Source organism: Nonomuraea sp. NPDC049378 (assembly GCF_055586745.1).
The window spans coordinates 345425-370803 of sequence record NZ_JBVJHP010000001.1 but is presented as its reverse complement, the minus strand read 5'-3'; the positions used below and the strand labels follow the sequence as shown (position 1 = coordinate 370803).

The following is a 25379-nucleotide window of genomic DNA, read 5'->3' as shown; positions in this document are numbered from 1 at the left end:
ACCATCGCGCCGCGCGGGGGCGAGGGGCGCCGGGCCTCCTCCCGCGCGGCGTACGTTCGTGCCCGGTGCGGATCCGCGGCGGGAAGCAGGAGGCCGGACGCGCGCCCGCATGCCGGGGCTGCGCGCCCGGGTCAGTCGCGGGAGGGCACGGCCATCTCGCCCAGCTCCGACCAGTCGTCCTGCGGGACGGTGGTGTTGACGATGCGCGGGGTCTCGGCGAGGTGGGGCGGCAGTGTCTGCCGGGCCTGCCGGAAGTGGGCCGAGCCCACGTGGTCCGCGCCGGCCTGGTCGTCGCGGAAGGCCTCGACCAGGACGTATTCGGTGGGGTCGTCGAGGCTGCGTGACCAGTCGAACCACAGGCAGCCGGGCTCGGCGCGGGTCGCCTCGGTGAACTCCGCGGTGATCTCCGGCCAGCGGTCGGCGTGTTCGGGCAGGACGCGGAACTTGGCGGTGATGAAGATCATTTGACTGCTCCAACGGTCGGCGGCGCCACGGGCCGAGCCTATCGGCTCCCGTATTTCCCTAATATCAAGTAGGGAATATTGACTTTAGGGGTGCGGGCTCGTACCTTCGTGGCATGAGCCAGGGCCTTCATCTGACCCGCCGCCCGCACGTGGACTTCTGCCACGTCGCCAGCGCGCAGTGTCGCTGATCACGTACCACCGCCCCACCTCTCTTCTCTCCAGAGGAACCATCGTGATCACTCGCAGAACCGCCCAGGGGTGCCCGCCGGACGCCGGCACCCGCCGCGCGACGCGGCCACAGCAACGAAAGGCGCGAGCACCCATGGCCCACCAGACCGAGGACACCCTCCGGCTTCCCGGCGACGTCCACTGGTACGACCTGCCCGACGACGAGGCCGAGCTCGCCGCCGTCGTGGACCTCGCCGAGCTCGCCGAGCTCGCCGAGCTCGCCGAGCCCGACGAGCAGGACGGGCGGAGGACCACGTGACCCGCAAGCTGCACCTCAACGCCTTCCTCATGGGCGTCGGCCACCACGAGGCCGCCTGGCGGCACCCGCGCACCGAGCCGGCCAGACTCACCGACGTCCGCCACTACCAGGAGCTCGCCACGATCGCCGAGCGCGGCACGCTCGACTCCCTCTTCCTCGCCGACGGCCTGGCCCTGGGCAACATCCGGCACAACGCGCTCGACCGGCTCGAACCTCTCACGCTGCTGTCGGCCCTGGCCTCCGTCACCTCCCACATCGGTCTCATCGCCACCGTGTCGACGACGTACAACGAGCCCTTCCACGTGGCCCGCAAGTTCGCCTCGCTCGACCACATCAGCGGCGGCCGGGCCGGCTGGAACATCGTCACCTCCGCCGGCGAGCCGGAGGCCCGCAACTTCGGTGTCGAGCGCCCCTCCCACGCCGACCGCTACGCCAGGGCCGACGAGTTCCTGCAGGTCGCCAGGAAGTTGTGGGACAGCTGGGAGGACGACGCCGTCCTGCGCGACCGCACGGGCGGCCACTACGCCGACACCCGCAAGATCCACCCGATCGAGCACGTGGGCGAGCACTTCGCGGTCAACGGCCCGCTCAACACCTCGCGCCCCCCGCAGGGCCATCCGCTCCTGGTCCAGGCCGGGTCGTCGGAGGACGGCACGGAGTTCGCCGCCCGCCACGCCGAGGCCGTCTTCACCGCGCAGCAGACGCTCAGGGGGGCCCAGGACTTCTACACCGGCCTCAAACGGCGCCTGGCCGCCCACGGCAGGCGGCACGAGGACCTGCTCGTCCTGCCCGGGATCTCGCCGATCATCGGCTCCACCGAGCGCGAGGCGCTGCGGCTGGAGAAGGAGCTGGAAGATCTGATCATCCCGGCGTACGGGCTGCGGCAGCTGTCCCGGATGACCGGGCTCGACCTCACCGAGGAGACGCTGGACGGGCCGCTGCCCGACGTGCCGGCGGAGAACGAGGGGGCGCAGAGCCGCCGCCGGCTCGTCGTCGACCTGGCCAGGCGCGACCACCTCACGGTCAGGCAGCTGATCGGCCGCCTGGCCGGCGGGCGCGGCCACCGCGTCGTGGCGGGCACGCCGGAGCAGATCGCCGACGAGCTGCAGGAATGGTTCTTCGCCGGCGCGGCCGACGGGTTCAACATCATGCCGCCGATCCTGCCCGGCGGCCTGTCCGACTTCGTCGACCACGTCGTGCCGGAACTGCGGGTCAGGGGCCTGTTCAGGCACGAGTACGAAGGCCGCACGCTACGCGAGAACTACGGCCTGGCCAGACCCCCGTCCCCGCACGCGCGGCGCGCGGCGGCGGTGGCCCCATGAGCGTCGTCGCGCTGGTGGGCAATCCCCGGGCGGGTTCCAGGACCCTCGCCGTGGCCACCGAGGCCGCGGGGACGATCTCCCGCGGGCTCGGCGGCGAGGGGCGTCACGAGGTGGTCGACCTGTCCGCGCTCGGGCCCCACCTGCTCGCGCCCGGCTCGCACGCCGGGGTGGAGGTGGCGCTGGAGCTGGTGACCGAGGCGGAGGTGCTGGTGGTGGCCAGCCCCACCTACAAGGGCACGTACACCGGGCTGCTGAAGTCCTTCCTCGACCGCCTGCCGCCGGACGCGCTGGCGGGCACGGTGGCGCTGCCGCTGCTCGTCATGGGCGACCCCCGGCACGCGCTGGCGGTCGAGGTGCACCTGCGGCCGCTGCTCGTGGAGCTGGGCGCCGCCGTGCCCAGCCCGGGGCTGGCGGTGCTCGAATCGCAGATCCCGGCTCTGGGCGAGGTGCTGGCGCCCTGGGCGGACCGGGTCGCGCCCCAGGTCGCCGGGGCCCTCAAGTCCGCGCGCAAGGATGTCGGCCGCTTCGCCGCCCACCCCTGAGCGTCCGGCCGCCCCGTCTCCGACCGGGGCGGCCGGCGTGCGCCGGGGTCCGGTACCACGGCGTACGACATACGCGGCCCCCGGGCCGGGTGGTATGTCTGGGAGCCCATGGGTCAAAGGACGTTCTATCCACCGGTGGAGCCCTACGAGACGGGGACGCTCGACGTAGCGCGTCCACTACCCCGATGTCTCTACCGTAGGGTTTAGTGATCAGCGCCTTTCGCCTCAAGAGGGACTGGGTTGTGAGGGGTTACACGCGGGTTCTGGCCACCGTGCCGGGCGTCGACGAGGGCGCTGCTCTGGCACGTACTGGAATTGCTTCAGGTAGCGACGATTATCTGGAATGGATGAACGCGGAGGCGCGAGAACTGGCGTTCGAGACGGACAATTCTTCCAGGAACTTCGGAACCTGAAAGGCGGCAGCGCAAAAGAAAGAGAAGCAGCTGAACTCGAACGGCTCAGACTGCGAGTCTGACCCAAGTGAAGGTTCTGAACTCATATCCATCCCATCCCCTCTCGTCGTGTCACGGTTATGACGAACTTATGACAGTGATCGTGGATGATTACTCATGGCCAGCGAGGCGCGGCATCTATGCGCGAGCACAGAAGCCCGAGGCATCGATTGGGCTGACATCATCCGAGATTCATTCACAGGGTCAAGCCAAGGAAGGGGATGGAGAAGAAATGAAGGCGCGCTTAACAACGCTCATTCCAAAGGCTGTCATGCTTTCGGCGCTGGTGATCGGCGCTGGTGTAACCGCTACAGGTACCGCGAGTGCCGATACTCCGCCCAGCGGATGCGGATATTTCACCGAATACAGCCCGGGAGGGCCGTACGCCTATTGGCGGAACTGTACAATCTACAAGATAAAAATCAGCGTGGATGTTGTCTGGATGGACGACAGCACGAGGTGCACTCCGCCTAAGTCGGTAACCCTTCTGGGTCAAAGTGGGACAGGCATCGGCGACATACGCGGTGCGAAGGACATCGGCGGGTGTTGACAAAGCCTACCCACTCAGGCCCAGCTCGAAGTCTCGCTGCGCCTACTTAGCCATTCATGCAAGTGAGCGATAATCGGCAAGGCGGCCTGCTCCATTGCTGGCCGCCCTGCCAATTATCTGAATCGCTTGGTGGTTTTTCCGATCCCTCTTTTTCTCGAAGATCCGTCTACAGCAGCCGGTGAGTTCGAGCCCATCTGGGTTAAGCTCCATGCCGCCTCACGTAACCGGGCACGTGTAGCCGTCAGCTCGTCGATCTGGGTAGCGCCCGGTGCCGTGATCGTAGACTTTTCGCATGGCCTCTCCGCCGCGGTAGCGGCTTGGCGGTTCATGAAACCGGGGCCATGCTGCGCACACTATCGGGGGGCGGCGCGGCTGTTCCCCGAGGAATGGGTGGCCTTCCGCGACCACGTCCCGGCGGGTGAACGCGACGACATGGTGCACGCCCACCATCGCGGGGTGTTCGATCCGGCACATCCCATCCCGTGCATGATCGTCAACGGCCGCCGCGACCGGGGGCCTAGGCTCTGAGCATGAAGTTCCTGTTGCTCATCTGCGGAGATCAGCAGGCCCACGAGGCGATGCTGGCCGATCCCGGCTTCCTGCCCGACTGCAAGGCGTGGGCCGAGGCCCAGGGGGACCGGTTGGTGCAGACCGGTGGTCTGGAGGCGCCGGCCGGGGCCACCACGGTCCGGGCGCGTGACGGCGAGGTCCTGCTCACAGACGGTCCGTTCGTCGAGGCCAGGGAGGTCGTGGCCGGGTTCAGCCTGATCGAGTGCGCCACCCGGGAGCAGGCGCTCGAAGCGGCCATGGCCCATCCCGTCGCGCGGCACGGCACGATCGAGGTGCGGGCGCTGCTGCCGTGAACGTCCGGGAGACGGCCGACGCGCTGTTCCGGGAGGAGTCGGGGCAGATCATCGCGACGCTCATCCGGATGACCGGCGACTGGGACCTGGCGGAAGAGTGCGCTCAGGACGCCTTCACCCAGGCGCTCCAGCGGTGGCCGGCCGACGGTGTGCCGGCCGCGCCCGGCGCCTGGCTCACCACCACCGCCCGCAACCGGGCGATCGACCGTCTCCGCAGGGCCGCCGTGGGCGCGGCCAAGCTGCGCGAGCTGGCCGTGACCGGGCCCGCGCGGCCGGGGGACGGCGAGGAGGCGTACGGCGACGACCGGCTGCGGCTCATGTTCACCAGCTGCCACCCCGCCCTGCCGTTCGAGTCGCGGGTGGCGCTGACGCTGCGCACCCTGGCCGGGCTGACCACGGCCGAGATCGCCCGCGCCTTCCTGGTCCCCGAGGCCACGATGTCCAAGCGGCTCACCCGGGCCAAGGCCAGGATCCGCGACTCGGGCATCCCCTTCCGGGTCCCGGACGCGGCGGAGCTGCCCGGCCGGCTCACCACGGTGCTGGGCGTGCTCTACCTGCTGTTCAACGAGGGGTACGCGGCCAGCGCCGGTGACGACCTGATCCGGCGGAGCCTGTCCGACGAGGCGATCAGGCTGGGGCGGATGCTCGTCTCGCTGCTGCCCGGCGAGCCGGAGGCGGCCGGCCTGCTGGCCCTGATGGAGCTGCACGACGCCCGGCGCCCGGCCCGGCTCGACGCGGGCGAACTGGTGCCGCTCGAAGAGCAGGACCGCTCCCTGTGGCAACACGAGCGCATCGGCGAGGCGGTCACCATGCTGGAGCGCGTGCTGCGCCAGGGCCGGGCGGGGCCGTACCAGATCCAGGCCGCGATCGCCGCCTGCCACGCGAGCGCCGACTCCTTCGGACGCACGCCGTGGGCCGAGATCGCGGCGCTCTACGGGCGGCTGGAGGCGCTCGTGCCGTCCCCTGCCGTCCGGCTGAACCGGGCGGTCGCCGTGGGGATGGCCGATCCGGCGCGCGGGCTGGCCCTCGTCGAGGCGCTCGCGCCCGAGCTGGGCGGCTACCACCTGCTGCCCGCCGCCCGCGCCGACCTCCTGCGCCGCCAGGGCCGCCGTGCCGAGGCGGCCGCCGCCTACCGCGAGGCCCTGCCGCTGGCCCCGACCGAGCCGGAACGCCGCTACCTCGCCCGGCGTCTCGCCGGGATTTCTTCCGGCGAGGTGTCCGCCGGGGCGCCCGCCGTTCGTGGGGAGGGCGAAACGGACCACCGGAAGGGGTAGTGACCATGACCTCCACACGTTCCGCCGACGGAACCGAGATCGTTTTCGACCTGCTGGGCTCGGGCAGCCCGGTCGTCCTGGTGAGCGGCGCCTCCTGCGCCAGGGGCGTCCACGCGCCGCTGGCCGAGCTGCTGGCGGACGGGCACACGGTGATCAGTTACGACCGGCGTGGGCGGGGCGACAGCGGCGACACCCCGCCGTACGACGTGCGGCGCGAGATCGAGGACCTCGCCGCGGTGATAGCCGCGACGGGCGGCTCCGCGGCCGTGTTCGGCAACTCCTCCGGCGCGGTGCTGGCGCTGCGCGCGGCGGCCGAGGGGGTGCCGATCACCCGGCTCGCGTTGTGGGAGCCGCCGTTCCAGCTCGACGCCGGTGCCCCCGAGCGGGCCCGCGCGTACGCCGCCGAGCTGGCCGCCTGCCTGGCCGACGGCCGTCGCGGGGACGCCATGGCGCTCTTCCTGAGCTCCGTGGGCATGCCGCCGGGCATGATCGGCCAGATGCGGCAGGCGCCCATGTGGGCGTCGATGGAGGCGATCGCCCCGACCCTCGCCTACGACGCCGCGATCATGGGTGACGGCCGCCCGCCGGCCGAGCTGGCCGATGTCAAGGCGCCTGCCCTGATCCTGACCGGTTCCGGGACCGGCGCGTGGAGCCTGGCCGCGGCCGAGGCGCTGGTGGACCTCCTGCCGTCCCCCCGGCACACGGTGCTGCAGGGTCAGGACCACAACGTCTCGTGGGAGGTGCTGGCCCCGCACCTCCGGTCCTTCCTCTCCTGACATGGTCGAGGCCCGGCGGGTGGCCGCCGGGCCTCGGTGATCGCGCTGTGGCAGTGTCTAGTAGATGCGGTACTTGCGGCCGCAGTTGTCGAACTTGCCCGCCCAGCAGGTGAACGTGTAGGCCTGCTTGATGCCCCGCCCGCTCCAGCTGCCGGCGACCTTGCCGTCCCAGGCCTTGTTGAACTTCTTCCAGTGGCCGTTCTGGTAGACCTCGAACCAGACCCAGGCCTTCTTGCCGCCGCGCTTGTCGACGCCGTACCACTTCGTGTGGACCTTGCCGTGCCGCTTCCAGGTCTTCCCGAACGTGTACGCCTTGTGGTCGCTGGAGAAGAACTTGCCCCAGCTGCCGCCGTAGGAGGCGCCAGTGGTCGACACCGTGGTCGACACAGCCGTCGACACGGCCGTCGACGAGGTGGACTGCGTGGCCGCCTGGGCGGCGGGCGTGAGAGCGATGCCGGTGACGGCCATCGAGCCGGCCAGGGTCGCGATCGCAAGGGTCTTACGCATTGGGTTCCTCCCCGTGTCGTGTGCCGGTCGTTCCCGGCACCAGGGACATTACGGAGACTCGCCGCGATCATCTGTGGACAAATCCACACATGAAGCGTGTGTGGACAAATCCACAAATGAAGCACCTTGCGTGGGCCTGGCCGTGGCCCACCCCCGCCTGATCGCCGCCGGCCACGGCGGCGATCAGGCTGCGGGACGCGGCGGCGGGCGGTCAGCGCTTGACGGCCATCCGGCTCGTGGGAAGCGGCACGAACGGCTTCTTCTCCGACTTCGCGGTCGCGCCGCCCTTCCCGCACAGCGCGAAGAGCAGGTGGTTCGCCATCGCGGTGTCGATCTCACTGGGCTCCAGCTGGCCGTCATCGCCGATCTTCTGGTACTTCATGAGGTTCATGCCGAACGAGATCTGGCGGTTGCCGTCCGGGCTGGACAGCGACTGGGCGCCCATGCCGAAGACGGCTCCGTCGTGCCCCCAGAACCGGCCGCACGGCAGGTCGGCGGCGTAGAGGCCGAGGCCGTAGATCAGGTATCCGCCGCCCACGCTCACGGGCACCGTCTTCTGCATCTCGGCCAGTTGCTCCGCGCCGATCAGCCGCCCGCGCAGCAGCTCACGGTAGAACCGGTTGAGGTCGTCCATCGTGGACACCACGTCACCGGCGGTGCGCACATAGGACATGTCGTAGACGCTGTAGTCGCGCGGCGGGTCGATCAGCCCGTACCACGACTCGTACGCCTTCGAGTGGGCCCCGGGGATGCGCGGCGTGCGCGGGTAGGACGTGTGCCGCAGGCCCGCCTTGCGGATCACGTTGCGCGTGATGTGGCGCTCGGCGCTCTCGCCGGTCACCTTCTCCAGCAGCAGCCCGATGAGCACGTAGTTGGTGTTGGAGTAGGAGCCCGGCGTCGCGCCGGGCTCACCCGTCGGTGTGCCCTCCAGGCCCATCCGCACCAGCTCCGCCGGCTTGATCGAGCGGAAACGGTGCTCGTCCAGGCTGTCGGTCCTGCCCTCCAGCAGCGACGGGAACGCCGGGGCGAGGTAGTCGGCGATGTGGCTGGTGTGGTTGAGCAACATCCGCACGGTGATCTGCTCGCCGCGCTCGCCGGGGACGAGGCCGGGCAGGTAGCGGCCGATGGGGGCGTCCAGCTCGATGGTGCCGCGCTCCACCTGCCGCAGCACGGCCACGGAGGCGAAGGTCTTGGAGATGCTGCCGACCCGGTGCGTCATCCTCGGGTTCATCGGCCGCTTGGTGGTCACGTCGGCGACGCCGGTGGCGCCCTGCCACGTACGGTTCCCGTCGCGGACCGTCGAGAGCATGCCGTACATCCCCGCCTTGTGTGCGGCGTCCAGCGACTGCTGCAGCGCCTGCCGGTCGAGCGCGGGATCCTGAGCGGCCGCGGCCGTACCCGGAGCCGCCACAAGGGTCGCCGTGGTGAGCAGCGCGGCTGCGGCGGTCAGCCGCCTGGTGTGTCGCATACGAGGGGAGATCATGAGCAATATCTTGGTGGATCCGGGCAGGTGGCCGGCAGTCAGGGGAGTCACCGCCTCGATATGACACGCGTCATCCCGGCGTCATGACATCGGCCCTGACCCGGGGCGAGACGGAAGAGCGGGCATGATCGCGGCATGGGGTACGACGAGCTGATCCAGGATGCGCTGGCCACGCCGTTCGAGGGCTGGGACTTCGCCGTGTTCGACGGCCGCATGACGACGGCGGGCGACCTGCCGTGGGACTACGCGGGCATGGTGCGCGAGCGGCTGCCCGGCACGGCTTCGCTGCTCGACCTGGGCACCGGAGGCGGCGAACTGCTGGCGTCGCTGGCTCCGCTGCCCCCGCGCACGGTGGCGACAGAAGGCCACCCGCCGAACGTGCCGGTCGCCCGCCGCCGCCTGCAACCGCTGGGCGTCGAGGTGGTCGCGGCCGGCGGAGAGGGGGCGCTGCCGCTCCCCACCGGGGCGTTCGAACTGATCGTCAACCGGCACGAGGCGTACGACCCGCACGAGGTCCGCCGCCTGCTGGCCCCCGGAGGCACGTTTGTCACCCAGCAGGTCGGGGGCCGCGACCTGGTGGAGATCAACGCCGCGCTGGGCGGGCCCCCGCACGAGGACGCGCACTGGGACCTCGCCACCGCCGGCGCGGGGCTGGCCGACGCGGGGCTCGACGTCACCTGGCGGCAGGAGGCCGGCTCCCCGGTCACGATCGGCGACGTGGGCGCGCTCGTGTTGTTCCTGCGCATCGTCTCGTGGCAGGTGCCCGGATTCGACGTGCACCGCTACGGTGACCGGCTGCGCGCCCTGCACGAGGACATGGAGCGCGGCCGCCCGCTACGGGCGACCGCACGCCGCTTCGCACTGGTCGCCCGCCACACAGGCTGACCGTTCCCGCCGGACAGGCTACCCAGCGGGCGCGCAGGCCTGGCCTCCGGCGGAACCACTAAAGTGGTCGGCGCGAGGGGAGGCCAGGGTGGCTGCAGTGACTCGACCCAAGGTCGATAGCATTTCACTGGGCGATCTGGTGGAGCTCACGCTCGATGGCCGGATACGGGTGCCTTCGTTCCAACGCTCTTATCGGTGGGAGCGTAACGACGTCACCCAGTTGTTCGACAGCATTTTCCGGAAATATCCCATCGGTAACGTGCTGGTATGGCAGCGTCCCGCGGAGGCGGGAAAAGTGTTCATCGGTCATCTTCAGATCGAGGCCGAGGCGGCCGGAGATGCGTACTGGGTGGTCGACGGCCAGCAGCGGATCACCAGTCTGGTCGGAGCGCTGACCGCCACCGAAGAAACTGTCGACCCGCGTTTTCGCATATATTTCGACCTCGCTCGCCAAACGTTCGTATCACTGCCACGCCGGCGTCGGCCGAGGAACTTTCACTTGCCCATGTCTCTCGTTCTCGACACGGCTGGGACGAACGCGTGGATCCGTGCTCGGCCGCACCTGAGCAATGAGCAGATCGCGCTGGCGGACCAGGTGGTGGCGGCCGTACGCGATTACAAGATCCCTCTGTACATCGTCACCGGTGAGGATGATCGAGTTCTGCGCGACATCTTCGACCGCATGAACACCTTCGGCAGGCCGTTGAAGAGCGCGGAGGTCTTCAACGCACTGCATTCGATCACGGGAGAGCAGCAGCCGGGCGACTTGCGAACGCTGAGCAGCAGTGTTCGGACGTTCGGCTTCGGGGAGATCTCCGAGCAGATCCTCCTGCAGAGCCTGCTGGCCATCCGCAGTGCGAAGGTGGATCGGGATTTTCGCGACGAGTTCGCCGACGAGGACGATCGGCGCAACGCTTTTGCCCGTACGGAAATGGCGTTGGGCCACGTCATTGACTTCCTGCGCGATGAGGCTGGCATTCCCCATGCCAAGCTCGTTCCTTACGCCCTCTACATCCCGGTGCTGGCCAGGTTCATGGCGACATTCGGTCTGCCAGGAGGCAGGACAGCGGATCTGCTTTGTCGCTGGATCTGGCGCGGCGCGGTTCTCGGAGTGGCGCCTCAGGGCAACACGGTGGGGCTGCGGCGGGGCGCGGCGGCCGTGCACACCGACCCGCTCTCAAGCGCTCAACGGCTGCTCGAGCTCCTCCCGGCGGTGTCGCCGTGGAGACCCGACATCGCGCAGACTCGCCTCAATCGCGCGCAGGCGAAGGTCAACATCCTCGGTCTGCTGTCTCTGACCCCCAGGCACCTCTCTCCCGACCGTCTCGGCGAACCGATCGACGCCGCGCGATTGCTCGAAAGCGGCGAACCACTTGTTCCCATCCTTGGCGGCAGAAGGGCTCTGGACAGTGGGCTGGCCAACCGGCTCATCCAGCCGCACGACGTCGGCGACGTCGCGGAGTTGCTCCTGAGCCAGGACCTCGACGAGCGCGTGTTGGCCAGCCATTGCCTGGACGAGGGCTCTCTCGCGCTGCTGCGCGGCGGGCAACAGATCAGCTTCATGGTCAGACGTGCCAACGAGGTCGAGGAGGCCATCTACCGCCATGTCCAGAGCCGTGCACTGTTCGGTTTTCCGGACGGGCCGGATGTGACCGCGCTGTTCGATGAGGATGAGGACCATGAGTGACACGGCGACGGCCGGGGTGTTTCTCGGGGATCGCCGGGTGGGCACCCTCGGCTATCGCGATGGCAACACCTGGTTCGACTACGAGGACAGAGCTCCTGCGCATCCCGTCCTCGGGCAGGCCTTCGAGGCGAATCCGGGCAAACGCCGGATGGCGAGCGGCTCCGTGCCGGAGTGGTTCGCCAATCTGCTGCCGGAGCCGGGCAGCGGGCTGCGCAGCCTGATCGGACGCGAACTCGGCCGAGCTCATCCGCATGACTTTCAGGTGCTGATGTTCCTGGGGGAGGATCTGCCCGGCAACGTACGTGTCGTGCCCGAATCCGACGTGCCCGCCATCCCGGAACCGGCTGCCCTGTCACGTGACGACGGCACAGGAAAGGTTTGTTTCTCGCTGGCCGGGGTGCAGGCGAAGTTCTCCATGCGCTGGGAAGGGAAAGGGCTGGTCCTTCCCATGTCGGGACAGGGCGGTGATTGGATCGTCAAGCTTCCCGATCGACGTTTTCCCGAGGTTCCCGCCAACGAGTACTCCATGCTGAAGTGGGCGAAGCTGGTCGGCATCGAGGTGCCGGAAATCAGGCTGGTGAACGGAGCAGAACTCATCGGTCTGCCGGATGGGCTGATCCATCCTGAGGAGAGTGCCTTCGCGGTGCGGCGGTTCGATCGCCCGGCCGCGGGCCGCGTTCATCAGGAGGACTTCGCGCAGATCAGGGAGGTCGCCGTGGCTTCCAAGTACGACAGAGCGACGTACGCCGGGCTGGCCAAGTTCATCGGCGCGGTCTGCCCGCAGGACTTGGGCGAATATGTGCGCAGGCTGACCGCGATCGTGGTCATGGGGAACCTCGACGCTCATCTGAAGAACTGGACGCTTCGATATCCGGACGGCATCACTCCCCGGCTCTCCCCGGCCTACGACTTCGTCTCCGTGTCCTCCTATGACGAGTTCCGCGCCGAAGAGCTCGCCTTCGCGGTGAACGGCGGCAAAGTGGCCAAGCTCATCACTTTGGACAATTTTCGGAACCTGGCCCGGCGCGCAGGTCTCGACGCCGACTGGGTCACGAGTGTCGTCAAAGACACCGCGGCCACGCTCGTCGAGACGTGGCCGCACGTCAGGGCCGAAAAGTCTGTACCCCCTTTCGTCGCCGATCATGTGCAGAAGCGGCTGGGGTCGCTTCCCCTGATCGCAGAGGCGAGGCGATGAGGTGGGTCAGTAGGTCCAGGCCTGGCGCAGCTCGGCCTGCCAGCCGTTGTTCGGGAAGTAGTTGTGGATGATGAACGCCGGCCCCATGCCCTTGGCGAACATGTTGTCCCGCTGGTGGCGCAGTTCCAGGGGCCCGCCGACGTCGCCGTTGCCCCGGTTGTTGTCCTTCCAGATCTCGAACTGCTTGATGCAGGTCCGGCCCGCGAAGTACTTGTTGGCGCAGGTGGGGCCGGACGGCGGGAACCACACCTGCTTGTGGTAGAAGTCCACGTCGGTGCCGCCGGGGATGAGGATCTTCCCCCAGGCCTCGAGGCAGTACGCCTCCGGCTGGATGGTCCACTTCACATAGTGCTGCTTGCCGTCGAGCGACAGCAGCGGCTTCATGTTCTTGCAGTTGACGTCGCCGATCTGCTCCCTGGTGACGCGCTGCTTGAGCATGCCTTCGTTGTTGCCGTAGCCGTCGAGCTTCACCCAGTCGCCGACGCGCTCGAACTTCTCGTAGTTGGCCGGCGGCCACTTGGCCGGGTCGCCCCACCTGATGTGCGAGACGTTGCCGCCCTTCGGCTCCCATGCCCACTGGTTGCGCCACGAGCCCGACCAGAACTGGCCGGCGCTCTTGTCGAACATGCGGGAGAAATCGCCGTACGTGCCCAGACCGGCGGCGTTCGCGGGTGCGGCGCCGGCGACGAACACCATGGCCAGCGCCACCACGGCCATCGCGGACTTCCTGATAGCGGAGAACATTCGGCCGAGGCTAGCGGCCATCCCTGACGGGAGGTATCACTTCAAGAAACGGCTAATTGTCAAAGCGGGGTGGTGGCGCCGACGGGGCACGGCCTCGTGGCAGAGCGCGCCGGCGGTCAGCAGCGTTTGCGGCTCGATCCGGATCAGCGTGCTCCTACGGTCCGGAAGGCCTCTCGCCGGTGGGGATCTCGGGGATGTCCAGCCGCCATCCGGGTTCGATGTGATCAGGGGTGATGCCGTCGATGTCGTCGTTGGCCTCGTAGACGGTCCGCGCGTGCCGGGGGTCGCCGTACTCGTCCACGGCGATGTGTCCCAGCGTGTCGCCGGGCGCCACGACGCGCTCCCCGCCGCCCAGCGTGGGCGGCGTCTCGGGGACGGCCTGCTCCGGCTGCGGGGCGGGAGCACCGGACGTCCAGTCGTCGTGCTCGGGGACGGACAGTGCCGGCGTGTCGACCTGGCCGCGCGGCACCAGGCTGTAGGAGATCGTTCCGGGCAGGAGGCCCAGCAGGCGGCCCTTCACGAACGGCGAGCCGTCGAGGAAGGCGCTGACCGGCTTGGAGCTGAAGTTCAGCAGCCCCTGCGCGGGCGCCTGCACGGCCCTGGGCCAGGTGCTGATCTTGTTCAGCGCCGGCTGGGGATTCCACAGCTGGAACTCCCGCGCCCTGGCCGACACGCTGTTCTTCGGCGCCCAGACGGTCGCGGGGTCGCCCGCGCCTCTCCCCACGACCGGCACGTACCCGTGCTTGGCGGGGTCCATCCAGGAGAAGAGGTGGCGCGGGGTGAAGCGCGCGTTCATCGGCGTCAGCGGCTTCGACGGGTCCGCCGCCGACAGCTTGAGATCCCACTTGTCCGCCTTGTGGAAGGCGTGGTGCCGCAGGCCGGTCCTGTCGCGCAGGAGACGCGCGTAGCCGCCGCCGAAGATCGCACTCACGGCGCCGACGGTCAGGCCGTCCTTCAGCGCCGCCCCCAGCGGCTTGCCGTCGTACAGCAGGCTGAGGCCGGTGCTGGCGCCCGCGTTGAGCGCCCCTTCGAGCCCGACGGCGAACGCCATCGGGTGGTTCTGCGCCAGCCGAGCCACGGGGGCGAGGCCCTTCACGAAGCCGACCCCTCCGCCGAGGACCGACAGGCCCGCCAGGGTGCCGGCCATCTTGACGTTCACCCCCCACGGGTCCTCTTTCCCTCTGAGGGTGTTCGCCAGGCTGGAGTTGACGTAGTTGGTGCCCGCCACGAGCGCCGAGTTCTTCACGTACGCCGACAGCGCCGCGCGCCCCGCCTCCTTGGCGCCCAGGAGCTTCGTGCCCGAGCGGAAGGCCAGTTTCTCGGCGACGCGGACGAGCATGGCGCCGAGCTTGGCGTGGCGGCCGGACAGCAGGAGCGCCACCCTGCCGAGGGCCTGCCGCGCCGCCAGCCTGTTGATGGCCCTCGCGCCCAGGCTCAGCGCCGCGCCGGCCCCGACGGCCACGCCGAGACTGGCCATGAGCAGGGTGACGTACTTCTTGGTCTCCTGGGTGGCCTTGATCGCGTTGTCGACGATCGCGGCCGCCTCGTCGCCGCGCGCGGCCAGGGCCGCGAGGCTCGGCGTCTCCGCGTTCCCCTCGGGCGGGTTCACGCGGGTGCGCCAGGTCTCGCGGAAGGCGTCGGCGGCGTCGCCGCGCCAGTCCGCCCGTTGCACGTGCGCCTCGATCGCGGAGACGTGCGTGTCGTGGATGCTCCTGAGGCTTTCTGCGGTGGCCAGGCAGCTCTCGCGCATCTGGGCGAGCCGCTCCTCGTACGCGCCGCCCATCCCGAGCATGTCCAGGGTGGCGTTCCAGATGATCGACACCGTGCCGGGCGACGGCGGCTCGACGGCCTGGACCACCGGCGGCGCCCCAGCCTGGCCGCTGTCGGCCGCGTCGTAGGAGACGGCGCCCGCCCGCAGCCCCTCCCCGAGCTGCCGCATGATCGTCTCGCGCTGCCACAGGGCTGACGACAGGCCGTTGAAGAACGCCTCGTAGCCCTTCGCGAACTCGGCGGCGCCTTCCTCGATGAGGTCGTACGTGTCCACGTCAGGGGCGGCGCCGGCCTGGAAGTCGCGGAGAATCCCGGACAGCGCGGCGGCCGTGTCGGCGCACGCCTTTCCCGCCTTGCCGAGCTCGTCGAGACCGCCGGGGCCGACGGACACGAACCCTTGACTCACACGAACACCTCTCCGACGCCTGGAGCAGGTGCGCGCACGCCGCTCGGTGAGGCGTTTTCCCTGCCGGCCACTCCGGGGAAATGTTCCATTGATGTGGATATAAATGCAACGACTTCTTGCACTCTTCAACTTTTTCCGAAGTGGAGTCCGCCCGCCGTACTCTCCCCGCAGAGAGCCGGGAGGTACGGTGAACGACTTCGACCCCGAGGACCTGGAACGCATCACCGCGCGGGCGGAGGAGATGCTGGCCCGCGTCGAGGAGCTGAGGAGCGAGATCGACGTGGCGGTCGGCCACGGCGCGGCGGCGGACGGCCAGGTGCGCGTGACGGTCGGCGCCTCGGGCCGCCTGACGGAGGTCGAGCTGGCGCCGCGCGCCATGCGCATGGACAGCCGGCGGCTGGCCGAGGCGATGTTGCGGGCCGCGCAGGAGGCCCAGGACGACGTGGCGCGGAAGGTGGAGGCGGTCATGGCGGGCACGCTCGGCTCCGACCTCCCCGACGAGCATTTCAACGATCTGCTGGAGTCGTACGAGGCGTCGATGGAGGAGCAGCTCCGCGCGCTGGAGGACCGGCAGCGCGACGCGCGCTGAGCGACATTTCCAGGTTGTTTGAAGGGACGGAACACGGTACGAGCCCGCCCCTAGTGTGTCCGCGGACACGTATGTGCGGAATCTCGCGGGATGTGAACAAGTGGCCATGAGGTGGCGTAGCGCGGCAGGGCGGCGCGCGGCGGGAGTCGTCGCGTCGGCGCTCGTCGCCGTGCTGGTGGGTGCCGGCCTGTTCCTGGGCACGGGCGTGTCGAGCGCCCGGCCGGAGCTCTCCGACGTGGGGGCCTGGCTGGCCAGCGCGCTCAACGGCGAGGTCGTGCACGCCAACGGCCTGTCCGGGCAGGTGGACGGCCGGGTCGACCTCGCCTCCGCCGAGGGCGACGCGCTCAAGGTGGTGCAGGACGGCGACAACGTGCTCGTCGTCGACGAGACCACGGGCAAGGTCAGCCGCGTCGACTCCACCCAACTGGAGGTCGCCCAGACCGGCAAGCTGAGCGCCGCCGGGACGGAGGTCGTGATGGCGGCCGGCAAGGCGTACGCCGTCGACCCGCGCGGCGGCACCGTCCAGCAGCTCGACCCGCTCACCGTGGCCACGATCGGCACGCCGATCAGCCTCGAGCCGCCGCTCGGGCAGGCGGGCATCGACAGGAACGGCACGCTCTGGGTGCCCGTCCCCGAGGAGGGCACACTCGTCCAGGTCGACGGCGCCCAGAAGGGCAAGGCCGTGAAGGTCGGCGAGCCGGGTGACCCGCTCACGCTGACGATCGCGAACGGCGTGCCGCTGGTCACCAACTCCGCCGCCGCCTCCGCCATGGTGATCGGCTCCACCGGCACCCGGCTCCAGGTCAGCCTGCCCAGCACCGTCGCCGACGCGGGCACCGCCGGCCTGCTGGTGCCCGCCGTCGCCGAGAGCGACATCGTGCCCGTCCTCGCGCCCGCGCAGGGCGCGCTCGTCCTGGTGAACACCTCCAGCGGCGCCCTCACGACCGTCGCGGTGAAGGGCGGCAAGCTCGGCCCGCCGCAGGCGCTCGGCCGGCGGATCTACATCCCGGACGAGAGCACGGGCCGGCTCATCGTGTACGACACCGTGGCCAAGAAGTTCGAGCCGGAGAAGGTCGTCACGGGCAAGGCGGGGCCGCTGGAGGTGTTCGTCAAGGACGGGCTGCTCTGGGTGAACGACCAGTTCAGCGAGACCGCCCTGGTCATCGAGAAGGACGGCAGCGGCCGCCGGGTCGGCAAGTACGACGAGGCGCTCGGCCAGAAGGACACGCCCACGCCCCTGCCGATCCCCACCTACACGCCCACGGCGGCGCAGCCGACCCGGTCGGCCGAGCAGCCCACGGGCACGCCGACGTCGGTTCCGACCAGGTCGGGGACGGCGCAGGCGACCGTGACCGTCACCGCCACCCCGACCCCGACCTCGACCCCGACCTCCAGGCCGACCCCCACCGAGACCACCGCGACGCCGACCCCGACGCCCACGCCGACCCCGACGCGCACCCCCGACCCTCCGAGGTCGGTCACGGCCGACTCGGGGCCCGGCTGGATGGAGGTCGTCTTCACGCCCTCCGGCCAGGGCGAGGTCACCGGCTACTCGCTGAAGGGGGCGCCTCCCGGCGCGGACGTCACCCCGGCCGAGGCCGGGCCGGACGGCCCCTTCCAATTCCGCATCACCGGCGGCCGGTGCGACCAGGAGTACACGTTCAGGGTCGCCGCCGAGTACGACGGCGGCGAGGCGGTGTCCGAGCCGTCGATCCCCGTACGTCCCTGCGTCGCGCCCGGCAGGCCGGCCGGCTTCACCGCCAAGGGCAAGAACCACGGCGCCGACCTGACCTGGTCGGCTCCGGAGAACGCCAGGGACGGCGGCGTCACGTACACGCTGGAAGGCCCCGGCGACCATCCGGCCGAGCCCGGCGGCACCGGCGCCGAGGTCACCGGGCTCAAGAACGGCCAGTCCTACACGTGGACGCTGCGGGCGAGGAACGAAGCGGGCGAGAGCCAGGAACGCGCGGAGGCGACCGCCGACCTGCGGCCGCCGCCCGCCCAGTTCCGCAACGCCAACAACGACCACAGGAACACGCTCATCCGGCCGGGACCGGGCCCGGGCGGCGAGGCGGGGCGCATCCCCAAGGGCGAGTACATCACCATGACCGTCGTCTGCCAGCAGAGAGGCGCCTCCTACACCGACACCGACACCGGCATGAGCAGCAACGTCTGGAACAAGGTCGAGTCCAGCAGGGGCAGCGGCTGGCTGAACGACGTGCTGATGGACACCCCGAAGGGGGGCTTCCCCGCCGCCCCGCTCTGGGAGTGCGAGTGATCACGAGGGCGGGCTGGGGCCTGGCCGCCGCCTCGGCGCTGGTCTACGCCGTGGGGGCGCCGTTCGGGTACGCCCAGGCGGCGGTCCTGGCGGTGGCCGGGATCGCCGCCGTGGGCGCGGGCGCGCTGTGGACGCTCAGGGGCGCCGGCCTCGACGTGCGGCGGGAGGTGACCCCGGCGAAGGTGGCGCGCGGCGAGCCGGCCGTGGCGATCCTGCACGTACGCAACACCGGCCGGTGGCGGCACGCGGGGCTGGTGGCCCGCGACACCTGCCGGGGCACGGCGGTGGCCGTGGAGGTGCCCGCGCTGGCCCGCGACACGGCGCGGACGGTGTCGTACCGGCTGCCCACCCGGCGGCGCGGCGAGACCCCCGTCGGGCCCCTGCGCCTGGACCGCACCGACCCGTTCGGCCTGGCCCGCCGCTCCGTCGCGTACGGGCGCCCCGACCTGCTGCTCGTCCGGCCGCGTACGGTGCCGCTCCGGCCGCCGGCCTCGGGGCGGCGGCGCCACCTGGACGGCCTGGCCTCCCGGTCGGCGCCGAACGGCGCGGCCGGCTTCAACGGGCTGCGCGACTATGTGGTCGGCGACGACCTGCGCCACGTGCACTGGCGCTCCACGGCCCGCACCGGCGTGCTCATGGTCAAGGAACTGAACGACGTCAACCTGCCCAGCGCCGTGACCGTCCTCGACACCCGGCACTCCGCGTACGAGGGGGACGACGAGTTCGAGCTGGCCGTCGACATCGCGGCGTCGGTGGCGTGCGCGGTGACCCGCGACCGTTTCCCCGTGCGCCTGTTCACGGGGGCGGGCGAGCTGCTGCACGCCAAGGGCTCCCCCGGAGAGGCGGAGGAGGTGCTCGACCGGCTCGCGCTGGTGGAGCGCGAGCCGCGGGCCGAGCCGCCCGTGCAGGCCCTGCGCCGCGCCGGCTCCGGCGGGGCGCTGGTGCTGGTCAGCGGCACGTACGCGGCGCTGGCCGACGCGGCGGCGGTGCGGCGGCGCTTCGACCGGGTGGTGTTCGTCCGCGTCGGGGATCCGCGCGACGGCGGGCCGCCGGCCGCGGCGGGGGTGACCGTCCTCGAAGCCGGCGACCTCGACGAGCTGGCGGCCGCATGGCCACGCTGACCACCCCGCCACGGACGTCCTCCGCCCCCGACGCGGCACCGGCCCCGGCGGTCGCCGGATCGCCCGCGCGCAGGGCGGGGTCGGCGGTCGTCGTGGCGCTGCTCGTGGCGACGGCCGGGCTGGCGTTCGACGGGGTGTTCCCGCCGGCCGCGCTGCTCCCCGTCGTCGCCCTGGCCGCCGTGGCGCCGTGCATGCTGTCGCTGCTGCTGTCCGGGCGGTTGCCGCTGTGGGGCACGATCCCGGTGAACGTGCTGGCCTGGCTGGTGGCCGTGTCGGCGACGCTCTACCGGGCGGAGGCGTGGCTCGGGGTCGTGCCCGGCCCGGCCGGTGCGCGGGCCGCGCTGCTCGGCGTGCGCGACGCGACCGGCTGGCTGCTGACCACCATCCTTCCCGCCGCCCCGGACAGCCCGGCGATCGTGCTGGTCAGCTTCCTGGTGTGGGCGGGCACGACGGCAGGGTGCGAGCTCGCGCTGCGGTCCGGGGCCGTCCTGCTGCCCGCCGTGGCCGCGCTGCCCGTGCTCGCCGTCGCCGTCGTGCTCGGCGTCGCGGGGACCGGCTCCGTGGTGCCGTACGCGGCCGTGTTCGCCGGGGTCGCGCTGCTGCTCGCGCTGGTCAGGGCGGGCCGGCCGGCGTGGACCTGCGCGGTGGGCGTGCTGCTGGTGGCCTGCCTGGTGCCGGCCGCCGTCGTGACGGCGCCCGTCCTGCCCATGGCGGATCGCCCGTTCGACGTGCGCCGGCTCGTCGAACAGCCCCCGCCGCGCCCGATCTCCGGCGTGAGCGCCCTCGACCAGGTGTCGGCGTGGCTGCAGCACCCCCAGCGCGAGCTGTTCACCGTCAGCACCGACTCCGACGCCAACCTGCGGCTGGCCGTCCTCGACACGTTCGACGGCGTCACCTGGGCGTCGAACGCCGGGTTCGTCCCCACGGGCGGGCGCGTGCCCGGCCAGGACGGCGCCCGCGACACCGTACGCCAGCGGCTCACCCTGCAGCGGCTCCCCGGCCCGTGGTTGCCCGCGGCCGACCGTCCCCTGCTGGCCAAGGGGGCCGGCATCGTGGTCGACCCGGCCACCGGCATGCTGGCCAGCGCGCAGGCGGGGGAGGGCATGACGTACGAGGTGACGTCGGGGGTCCGCCGCTACGTCTCCGGCGAGCTGCGGAACGTGACCCCGCTCGCTGACCCCGCCCTGGTCAGCCTGCCGGACGGCCCCGGCGGAAGCACGCCGCCGCAGCGCGCACGGTTCGCCGAGATCGCCCGCCGCGCCACGGCCGGGGCGCGCGGCCCGGCCCAGCAGGCCGCGCGGCTGGCGACCTACCTGCGCGAGCACGCCGAGAACGACGTCACCGCGCCGCCCGGGCACGGTTACCGGGCCATCGAGTTCTTCCTGACCGAGTCGCGCAGGGGGACGACCGAGCAGTTCGCCGCGTCGTTCGCGCTGCTGGCCCGCTCGATCGGCCTGCCCAGCAGGATCGTCGTCGGCTTCCGCCCCGGCAGGGCCGCCGGGGGCGGCGTGCGGCAGGTGCGCGGCGGGGACGTGCTCGCCTGGGCCGAGGTCGGGTTCGAGGGGATCGGATGGGTGCCGTTCTACCCGACGCCCTCGCGTACGCGCTCGGGCGGGGGCGGCGACGTGGCGGAGGGCACGCCGAAGCAGGCCAAGGAGATCGAGCAGGCGATCAACAGCGACGCCTCGGAACCCGAGCCGACCCCGACGGCGGCCGGACGGCCCACCCCGGCGCCGACCCCGGAGCCCGCGGAACGGGACTCCCCGGCCGGGCCGCTCGTCTGGGTGGCGGTGGCGGCAGGCGTGGCACTGGCGTACCTGCTGGCCGTCGCCGTCGTGCCGCCCGTGCGGCGGATGCGCCGCCGCCGCGGCTCCTCACCCGCGGCCCGGGTGACGGGCGCGTGGCGGGAAACCGTGTTCCGGCTGCGCGGAGCCGGGATCCCGCGCTCCGGCGCGTTGACGGCGCGCGAGGTGGCCGTACGGGCCGAGTCCGTGCTGGGGGAGCCGGCGCGGGAGCCGCTGACGGCGCTCGCCGACCTGGCGAACCTCGCGACGTTCGGTGACGCGCCCGTGGACGAAGCCGACGCCGACCTGGCCTGGCGGCACTGCGCGGAGGTCGACCGGCTGGTCAGGAAGCGGCCCTGGCTGCCGGGCCGGCTCGCCCGCCGCCTGTCTCCCCGATCCCTGCTCGGCTGAGGCTGCCGGCGGGGCGGTGGAGCGCCGTCAGGATGGGGGCGGGGTGGCCGGGGGGAGCACGATGGGAGGCTGGGTCTCGTCGTCATGCCCGCGCGGGTCCGCCTCCGTGGCCCCGCGGATGCACAGCGCCGGCGACCAGGCGACGGACGAGGGCTGGCCGAGGGCGACCACGGCGCCGACCTTGAAGCAGTAGCCGGTGGCCGGGTCGAGGCCGCCGACGGTGTACGTGCCGGCGTCGCCGGTCGCCGACATCAGGCGATCGCCAGGGGCCTGCTGCACGACCGTGGGGTAGCCGCTCTTGCGCACCGCCCTCCAGGCCAGCGTCACCGTGGTGCCGTTGTCGGCGACCACCTTGAGGCTTTTCGGACGGTACCCGGCGACGTCCTTCGGGTCGGTGACCGGCCGGTCGGCGGGCGGCGACGTCGCCGGGCGTGACCGCGCGCGCGACTCCTCCGGCTGCGAGGTCCGGCCCGGCTGTGCGTCCGGCTGCGAGTCCGGATGGGAGGTCTGCGGGACGGCCGACGGTTGCCGGTCGGCCCGAGGCGGGGTGACGGGGTCCGGGTCGCCGGGGGCGGTGGCGGCCACGCGCTGCCGCTGCTGCACCTCGGTGCCGGAGCCGCCGCTCATGGCCAGGGCCACGCTGCCCACGCCCACGAGCACGGCCAGCGCCGACGCGCCCGCCACGAACAGCGGAGCCCTCCTGCCGGCGGGCTGCTCCTGCGGTGGCGCCTCCTCCGAGGGGACGTCGGGAGGCGGCGGCAGGAAAGGCTGAGGACCGGCGGGCGGCCTCACCTGCGAGCGGTCGTGGTCCACCGTCCAGACCAGCTCGCGGGGGGCCGAGCGCTCGAACCTCTCCGGGTCCTCCTCACCATCCGCCGCCACGGCGTACGGCCGGTCGGCGGGGCGGCGGGGCAGCGGCAGGTCCAGCCCCGGACCGGACGGGCCCCCGCTGAGCGGCGCCCCGGCACCTCCGGCGGGCGCGGGCGGAGGGCCGGGGGCCGGGGCGGACGCGGGCGCTCGTCCCCTGGCGCCGACGGTGAAGGCGGCCAGGTCCGTGACGGCCGGGCGGGCGGCGGGGTCCTTGGACATCGCCCTGGCCAGGAGGCCGGCCAGCTCGCGCGGCACCCCGGCGGGAAGCGGCGCAGGGCTCTCCGTCAGCACCCCGAGCGTGAACTTGGCCGTGCTCGCCGGCCCGTCCAGCGGGAACGCGGGCCGCCCCGCGAGCAGCTCGTACACCATCGACCCGAGCGCGTACACGTCGGACGCGGGGGAAGGCGCGCGGCCCTCGAGCTCCTCCGGCGAAGCGTGCACCGAGGGCACGGTCCCGTCGGGCAGCTCCACGATGGACATCAGCGCGGACATGGCGAACCCCGTGAGTGCCACCCCGCCGGGTGCCACGATGACGTTCTCCTGCTTGACGCGCCCGTGCACGCCGCCCACCGCGTGGGTGGCCGCGAGCGCGCCCGCCACCGACCGCAGCAGCCCCGCCGCCTGGGCGGGCGGCATCGGCAGGCTCCGTCCGGGCCGCTCCGCCAGCGTGAGACCCTCGTGCACGGGCGTCACGAGGTACGGCCGCCCGTCCCCGGTCGCCCCGACCTCCAGCACCGGGATGACGCCCGCGTGGGCGGCCAGCGCCTCGGGGAAGCCGAATCCGCGGACGATCCGCTTGAGCGCCCGCCTGTCCACCCGATGGCAGGCGAGCGTCCTGACCAGCACGTCGGCCCCGGCCGCCGCGGGCCGCGCCAGGTGCACGGCCCAGGGGCCGTCCTGGCCGGCCCGCTCCAGCAGCCGGTAGCCGCGGACGCGCTCGGTGATCACCGTCATGCGATCACGGACGGGCCGCCCATGTCATCGGTCTCGAAGGCCTCGTCCTCCACCAGCGGGAACGTGGCGCGTTCCCGGTCCCGCCCCTGGCCGCCCTGCCCGGCGCCGCCCATCATGGGCGGGATCATGCCCATCGGCATGCCGGCCGCCCCGGCCCGCCCGCCGGCCGGGGGCGGCGCCGTCGTGCTCCCGAGCTGCGTGGCGGGGGCGCTGCCGGAGGGCGCGCTCGGCCCCGTGGCGGGGATGCTCCCGAGGTTCTGGGGCGAGGTCTGCGGGACCGCGGACAGGTCCGTCGGGGAGGGGGTCTGGGGCAGGTCCGGCGACCTGATCTCGGGGGTCTTCAGGTCCGGCGTCCTGAGGTCGGGGTTCCGGGCGGCGTCCTGCAGCGACGGGTCCTGCAGCGACGGGTCCTGCAGCGACGGGTCCTTGAGCGACGGGTCCTGCTGTGACGGGTCCTGCAGGGACGGGTCCTTGAGTGACGGGTCCCGCAGGGACGGGTCGTCGAGGCCGGGGACGTCCGGGCCGCCCAGCCCGGGCGTGCCGCCGAGACCGGCCGACTCGTACGGCGAGCCCAGACCCGAGTACGGACCCCCGATCGACCCCAGGCCCGGCTGCTGGCCGAACGGGCCGTACTCGCCGGTCATGCCGGTCTGCGGCGCCCTGGACCGCTGCTCGACGTAGTCGCCCATGGCGTTGTACGCCTCGCCCATGAAGCGGTTGAGCTGCCGCAGGTGGTGCCGGGCGAGGGCGTGGGCGTTGGTGTCGGTGCCGAAGAAGTCGCCGACCGAGTCGTCGAGCCCGACGCCCCCCGTCCTCGGCACGTTGTCGTGGAACCAGGGGAGCACCTCCTCGCCGTACCAGCGGAGGGGCTCGCCGACGGACCGGGCGGCGAAGGCGATGCGCGCGAGGTCCTTCTGCAGCTCGCCGACGGTCTTGAAGACCTGCTCCAGGGTCTCGCCGCCGAGCGTCTCCGCGATGGACCCGGCCTGCTTGTGCAGCAGTTCCACGGACTCCTCGCACATGTCGGCGATCGCCTTGTACTGCCGGCCCGCCTCGGCGACCCGGTCCGGCTCGGTGCTCTGGATGAGCGCGGAGACACCGTCGCTGCTCTCCGCGTCGCCGTTGCCGTCGCCGCCGACGGGCATCGTGTCCTCGATCTGCGGCGCCCTGGTGTCCTTGAGCGGTTCGACGTAGTAGTCGGTCATCGTCCCCTCGTCGCTGCGCGGGATCAGCCGCCGGTGGCGGCCTGGTCGGCGTTCTTGGCGGTCTTGACGGTCTCGTCGAGCGCCTGCAGCACGGCGGCGTACACCGAGTAGACGCGGTCGACGGCCGAGCCCAGCGTGAGCTGAGCCCTGTCGGTGGTCGCCTTGAAGTCGGCGGCGGCCTGCCAGGCGCCGAGGTCGCGCTCGCTGAGCGCGGCGAGGGTGAGGCGCACCTTGAGGCTCTGCCCGCCCGTCTCGCCCTGCAGGCGTTCGAGGTCGCGCCGGAGCTGTTCCACCGGGGAGGTCGGCAGCGTCCTCCCGGAGGCGGGGTCCTCGTAGGCGCCGACCTCGATGAAGAGCTCGTCCTTCGCCGTGCCCGGGTCGATGCGGTTGCGGGCGAGCAGGTCGGCGTACTCCTGCTGGGCCGGAGGGGCGGGCGGCTCGGCGGGGTAGTCGCCGTTGCGGCGGAAGTGGATGTGGTCGGCGTACGCCTCCTCGACGTTGCCGGGGCCCTCGGTCCACTCCGTGGTGAGCCCGGTTTTGGGGGAGGTGTAGCTGTGCACGTCACGCTGCTCGGCCGACAGGCCCAGGCCCGCCCTGGGGTCGCCGTGCGCGTCGCCGCCCTCGGCCTGAGGTGTCCCCACTGTTCACTCTCCACGTCGACGAACCTGCCGACACCTGCCTATCCCGGGCCCGACCTGGCAAGGCCTTATTTCAAGATATTTGTAAGAGAGTGACCACAAAACGGAAATATCGCCAGACT

The 25379-nt window shown here is 71.6% G+C and carries 23 protein-coding genes; 15 read left to right on the top strand and 8 right to left on the bottom strand.

The window, feature by feature from the left end; all coding sequences use genetic code 11:
• Window positions 1–131 precede the first annotated feature (131 nt).
• Window positions 132–464 carry a putative quinol monooxygenase gene (locus ACZ6SA_RS01620; RefSeq protein WP_443150495.1) on the bottom strand — a complete coding sequence of 111 codons (333 nt, stop codon included), beginning with the start codon at window positions 462–464 and terminating at the stop codon, window positions 132–134.
• Between the two features lie 232 nt (window positions 465–696).
• Here ACZ6SA_RS01620 and ACZ6SA_RS01615 point away from each other — a divergent pair, with 232 nt between their 5' ends.
• The 8 genes from ACZ6SA_RS01615 to ACZ6SA_RS01580 all read left to right on the top strand — a co-directional run bounded on the left by ACZ6SA_RS01615 (window position 697) and on the right by ACZ6SA_RS01580 (window position 6730).
• Window positions 697–951, top strand: coding sequence for a hypothetical protein (locus ACZ6SA_RS01615; RefSeq protein WP_465826022.1), 255 nt, complete (start codon window positions 697–699; stop codon window positions 949–951).
• Window positions 948–2273 (top strand): LLM class flavin-dependent oxidoreductase, encoded by a 1326-nt coding sequence (locus ACZ6SA_RS01610; protein WP_465826020.1) that lies wholly within the window; start codon window positions 948–950, stop codon window positions 2271–2273. Before ACZ6SA_RS01615 ends, ACZ6SA_RS01610 begins: the two co-directional genes overlap by 4 nt.
• On the top strand, window positions 2270–2815 hold the full coding sequence (locus ACZ6SA_RS01605) for an NADPH-dependent FMN reductase (protein ID WP_465826019.1): 546 nt from the start codon (window positions 2270–2272) through the stop codon (window positions 2813–2815). The genes ACZ6SA_RS01610 and ACZ6SA_RS01605 overlap by 4 nt, the downstream gene beginning before the upstream one ends.
• Before the next feature lie 206 nt (window positions 2816–3021).
• Window positions 3022–3228, top strand: a complete 207-nt coding sequence (locus tag ACZ6SA_RS01600; protein WP_465826017.1) for a basic helix-loop-helix domain-containing protein — start codon at window positions 3022–3024, stop codon at window positions 3226–3228.
• Between the two features lie 130 nt (window positions 3229–3358).
• Window positions 3359–3817 (top strand): DUF6355 family natural product biosynthesis protein, encoded by a 459-nt coding sequence (locus ACZ6SA_RS01595; RefSeq protein ID WP_465826016.1) that lies wholly within the window; start codon window positions 3359–3361, stop codon window positions 3815–3817.
• Window positions 3818–4347: 530 nt separating this feature from the next.
• A complete protein-coding gene (locus tag ACZ6SA_RS01590; RefSeq protein WP_443150499.1) occupies window positions 4348–4680 on the top strand; it encodes a YciI family protein in 333 nt (110 codons plus the stop codon).
• Window positions 4677–5954 carry an RNA polymerase sigma factor gene (locus ACZ6SA_RS01585; RefSeq protein ID WP_465826014.1) on the top strand — a complete coding sequence of 426 codons (1278 nt, stop codon included), beginning with the start codon at window positions 4677–4679 and terminating at the stop codon, window positions 5952–5954. The genes ACZ6SA_RS01590 and ACZ6SA_RS01585 overlap by 4 nt, the downstream gene beginning before the upstream one ends.
• A 5-nt stretch (window positions 5955–5959) precedes the next feature.
• Window positions 5960–6730 (top strand): alpha/beta fold hydrolase, encoded by a 771-nt coding sequence (locus ACZ6SA_RS01580; RefSeq protein ID WP_347641963.1) that lies wholly within the window; start codon window positions 5960–5962, stop codon window positions 6728–6730.
• Window positions 6731–6787: 57 nt separating this feature from the next.
• On the opposite strand, the gene ACZ6SA_RS01575 is transcribed toward ACZ6SA_RS01580, so the two are convergent.
• A complete protein-coding gene (locus ACZ6SA_RS01575) occupies window positions 6788–7237 on the bottom strand; it encodes a hypothetical protein (RefSeq protein ID WP_465826011.1) in 450 nt (149 codons plus the stop codon).
• A gap of 211 nt (window positions 7238–7448) precedes the next feature.
• Window positions 7449–8705 (bottom strand): serine hydrolase domain-containing protein, encoded by a 1257-nt coding sequence (locus ACZ6SA_RS01570; RefSeq protein WP_465826009.1) that lies wholly within the window; start codon window positions 8703–8705, stop codon window positions 7449–7451.
• Between the two features lie 150 nt (window positions 8706–8855).
• Between ACZ6SA_RS01570 and ACZ6SA_RS01565 the strand changes: the two genes are divergently transcribed.
• From ACZ6SA_RS01565 to ACZ6SA_RS01555, 3 genes are all read left to right on the top strand, one after another.
• Window positions 8856–9605 carry a class I SAM-dependent methyltransferase gene (locus ACZ6SA_RS01565; RefSeq protein ID WP_465826008.1) on the top strand — a complete coding sequence of 250 codons (750 nt, stop codon included), beginning with the start codon at window positions 8856–8858 and terminating at the stop codon, window positions 9603–9605.
• Between the two features lie 97 nt (window positions 9606–9702).
• Window positions 9703–11292 carry a DUF262 domain-containing protein gene (locus ACZ6SA_RS01560; RefSeq protein WP_465826006.1) on the top strand — a complete coding sequence of 530 codons (1590 nt, stop codon included), beginning with the start codon at window positions 9703–9705 and terminating at the stop codon, window positions 11290–11292.
• Window positions 11285–12487, top strand: coding sequence for a type II toxin-antitoxin system HipA family toxin (locus ACZ6SA_RS01555; RefSeq protein WP_465826005.1), 1203 nt, complete (start codon window positions 11285–11287; stop codon window positions 12485–12487). The genes ACZ6SA_RS01560 and ACZ6SA_RS01555 overlap by 8 nt, the downstream gene beginning before the upstream one ends.
• Window positions 12488–12493: 6 nt before the next feature.
• Here the strand turns inward: ACZ6SA_RS01555 and ACZ6SA_RS01550 are convergent, their stop codons facing one another.
• Window positions 12494–13231 (bottom strand): hypothetical protein, encoded by a 738-nt coding sequence (locus ACZ6SA_RS01550; RefSeq protein ID WP_465826003.1) that lies wholly within the window; start codon window positions 13229–13231, stop codon window positions 12494–12496.
• A gap of 154 nt (window positions 13232–13385) precedes the next feature.
• On the bottom strand, window positions 13386–15407 hold the full coding sequence (locus ACZ6SA_RS01545) for a LysM peptidoglycan-binding domain-containing protein (RefSeq protein ID WP_465826002.1): 2022 nt from the start codon (window positions 15405–15407) through the stop codon (window positions 13386–13388).
• A 187-nt stretch (window positions 15408–15594) separates the two neighbouring features.
• On the opposite strand from ACZ6SA_RS01545, the gene ACZ6SA_RS01540 reads away from it, so the two are divergent.
• From ACZ6SA_RS01540 to ACZ6SA_RS01525, 4 genes are all read left to right on the top strand, one after another.
• Window positions 15595–15996, top strand: coding sequence for a YbaB/EbfC family nucleoid-associated protein (locus ACZ6SA_RS01540; RefSeq protein WP_347641969.1), 402 nt, complete (start codon window positions 15595–15597; stop codon window positions 15994–15996).
• Window positions 15997–16102: 106 nt separating this feature from the next.
• Window positions 16103–18274, top strand: coding sequence for a hypothetical protein (locus ACZ6SA_RS01535; protein ID WP_465826000.1), 2172 nt, complete (start codon window positions 16103–16105; stop codon window positions 18272–18274).
• Entirely contained in the window at window positions 18271–19395 is a 1125-nt protein-coding gene (locus ACZ6SA_RS01530; protein WP_465825998.1) for a DUF58 domain-containing protein, read from the top strand. Before ACZ6SA_RS01535 ends, ACZ6SA_RS01530 begins: the two co-directional genes overlap by 4 nt.
• Window positions 19383–21590: a transglutaminase TgpA family protein gene (locus ACZ6SA_RS01525; protein WP_465825996.1), complete on the top strand. Its 2208-nt coding sequence runs from the start codon at window positions 19383–19385 to the stop codon at window positions 21588–21590. The genes ACZ6SA_RS01530 and ACZ6SA_RS01525 overlap by 13 nt, the downstream gene beginning before the upstream one ends.
• Window positions 21591–21617: 27 nt before the next feature.
• Here ACZ6SA_RS01525 and ACZ6SA_RS01520 read toward each other — a convergent pair whose 3' ends face one another.
• From ACZ6SA_RS01520 to ACZ6SA_RS01510, 3 genes are read right to left on the bottom strand one after another with little or no spacing between them, the layout of a single operon-like run.
• A complete protein-coding gene (locus tag ACZ6SA_RS01520; RefSeq protein ID WP_465825995.1) occupies window positions 21618–23414 on the bottom strand; it encodes a protein kinase domain-containing protein in 1797 nt (598 codons plus the stop codon).
• A complete protein-coding gene (locus tag ACZ6SA_RS01515) occupies window positions 23411–24619 on the bottom strand; it encodes a hypothetical protein (protein WP_465825993.1) in 1209 nt (402 codons plus the stop codon). Before ACZ6SA_RS01515 ends, ACZ6SA_RS01520 begins: the two co-directional genes overlap by 4 nt.
• A gap of 23 nt (window positions 24620–24642) precedes the next feature.
• Complete coding sequence (locus ACZ6SA_RS01510; RefSeq protein WP_465825991.1) at window positions 24643–25260, bottom strand: hypothetical protein; 618 nt, start codon at window positions 25258–25260, stop codon at window positions 24643–24645.
• Window positions 25261–25379: the final 119 nt, after the last annotated feature.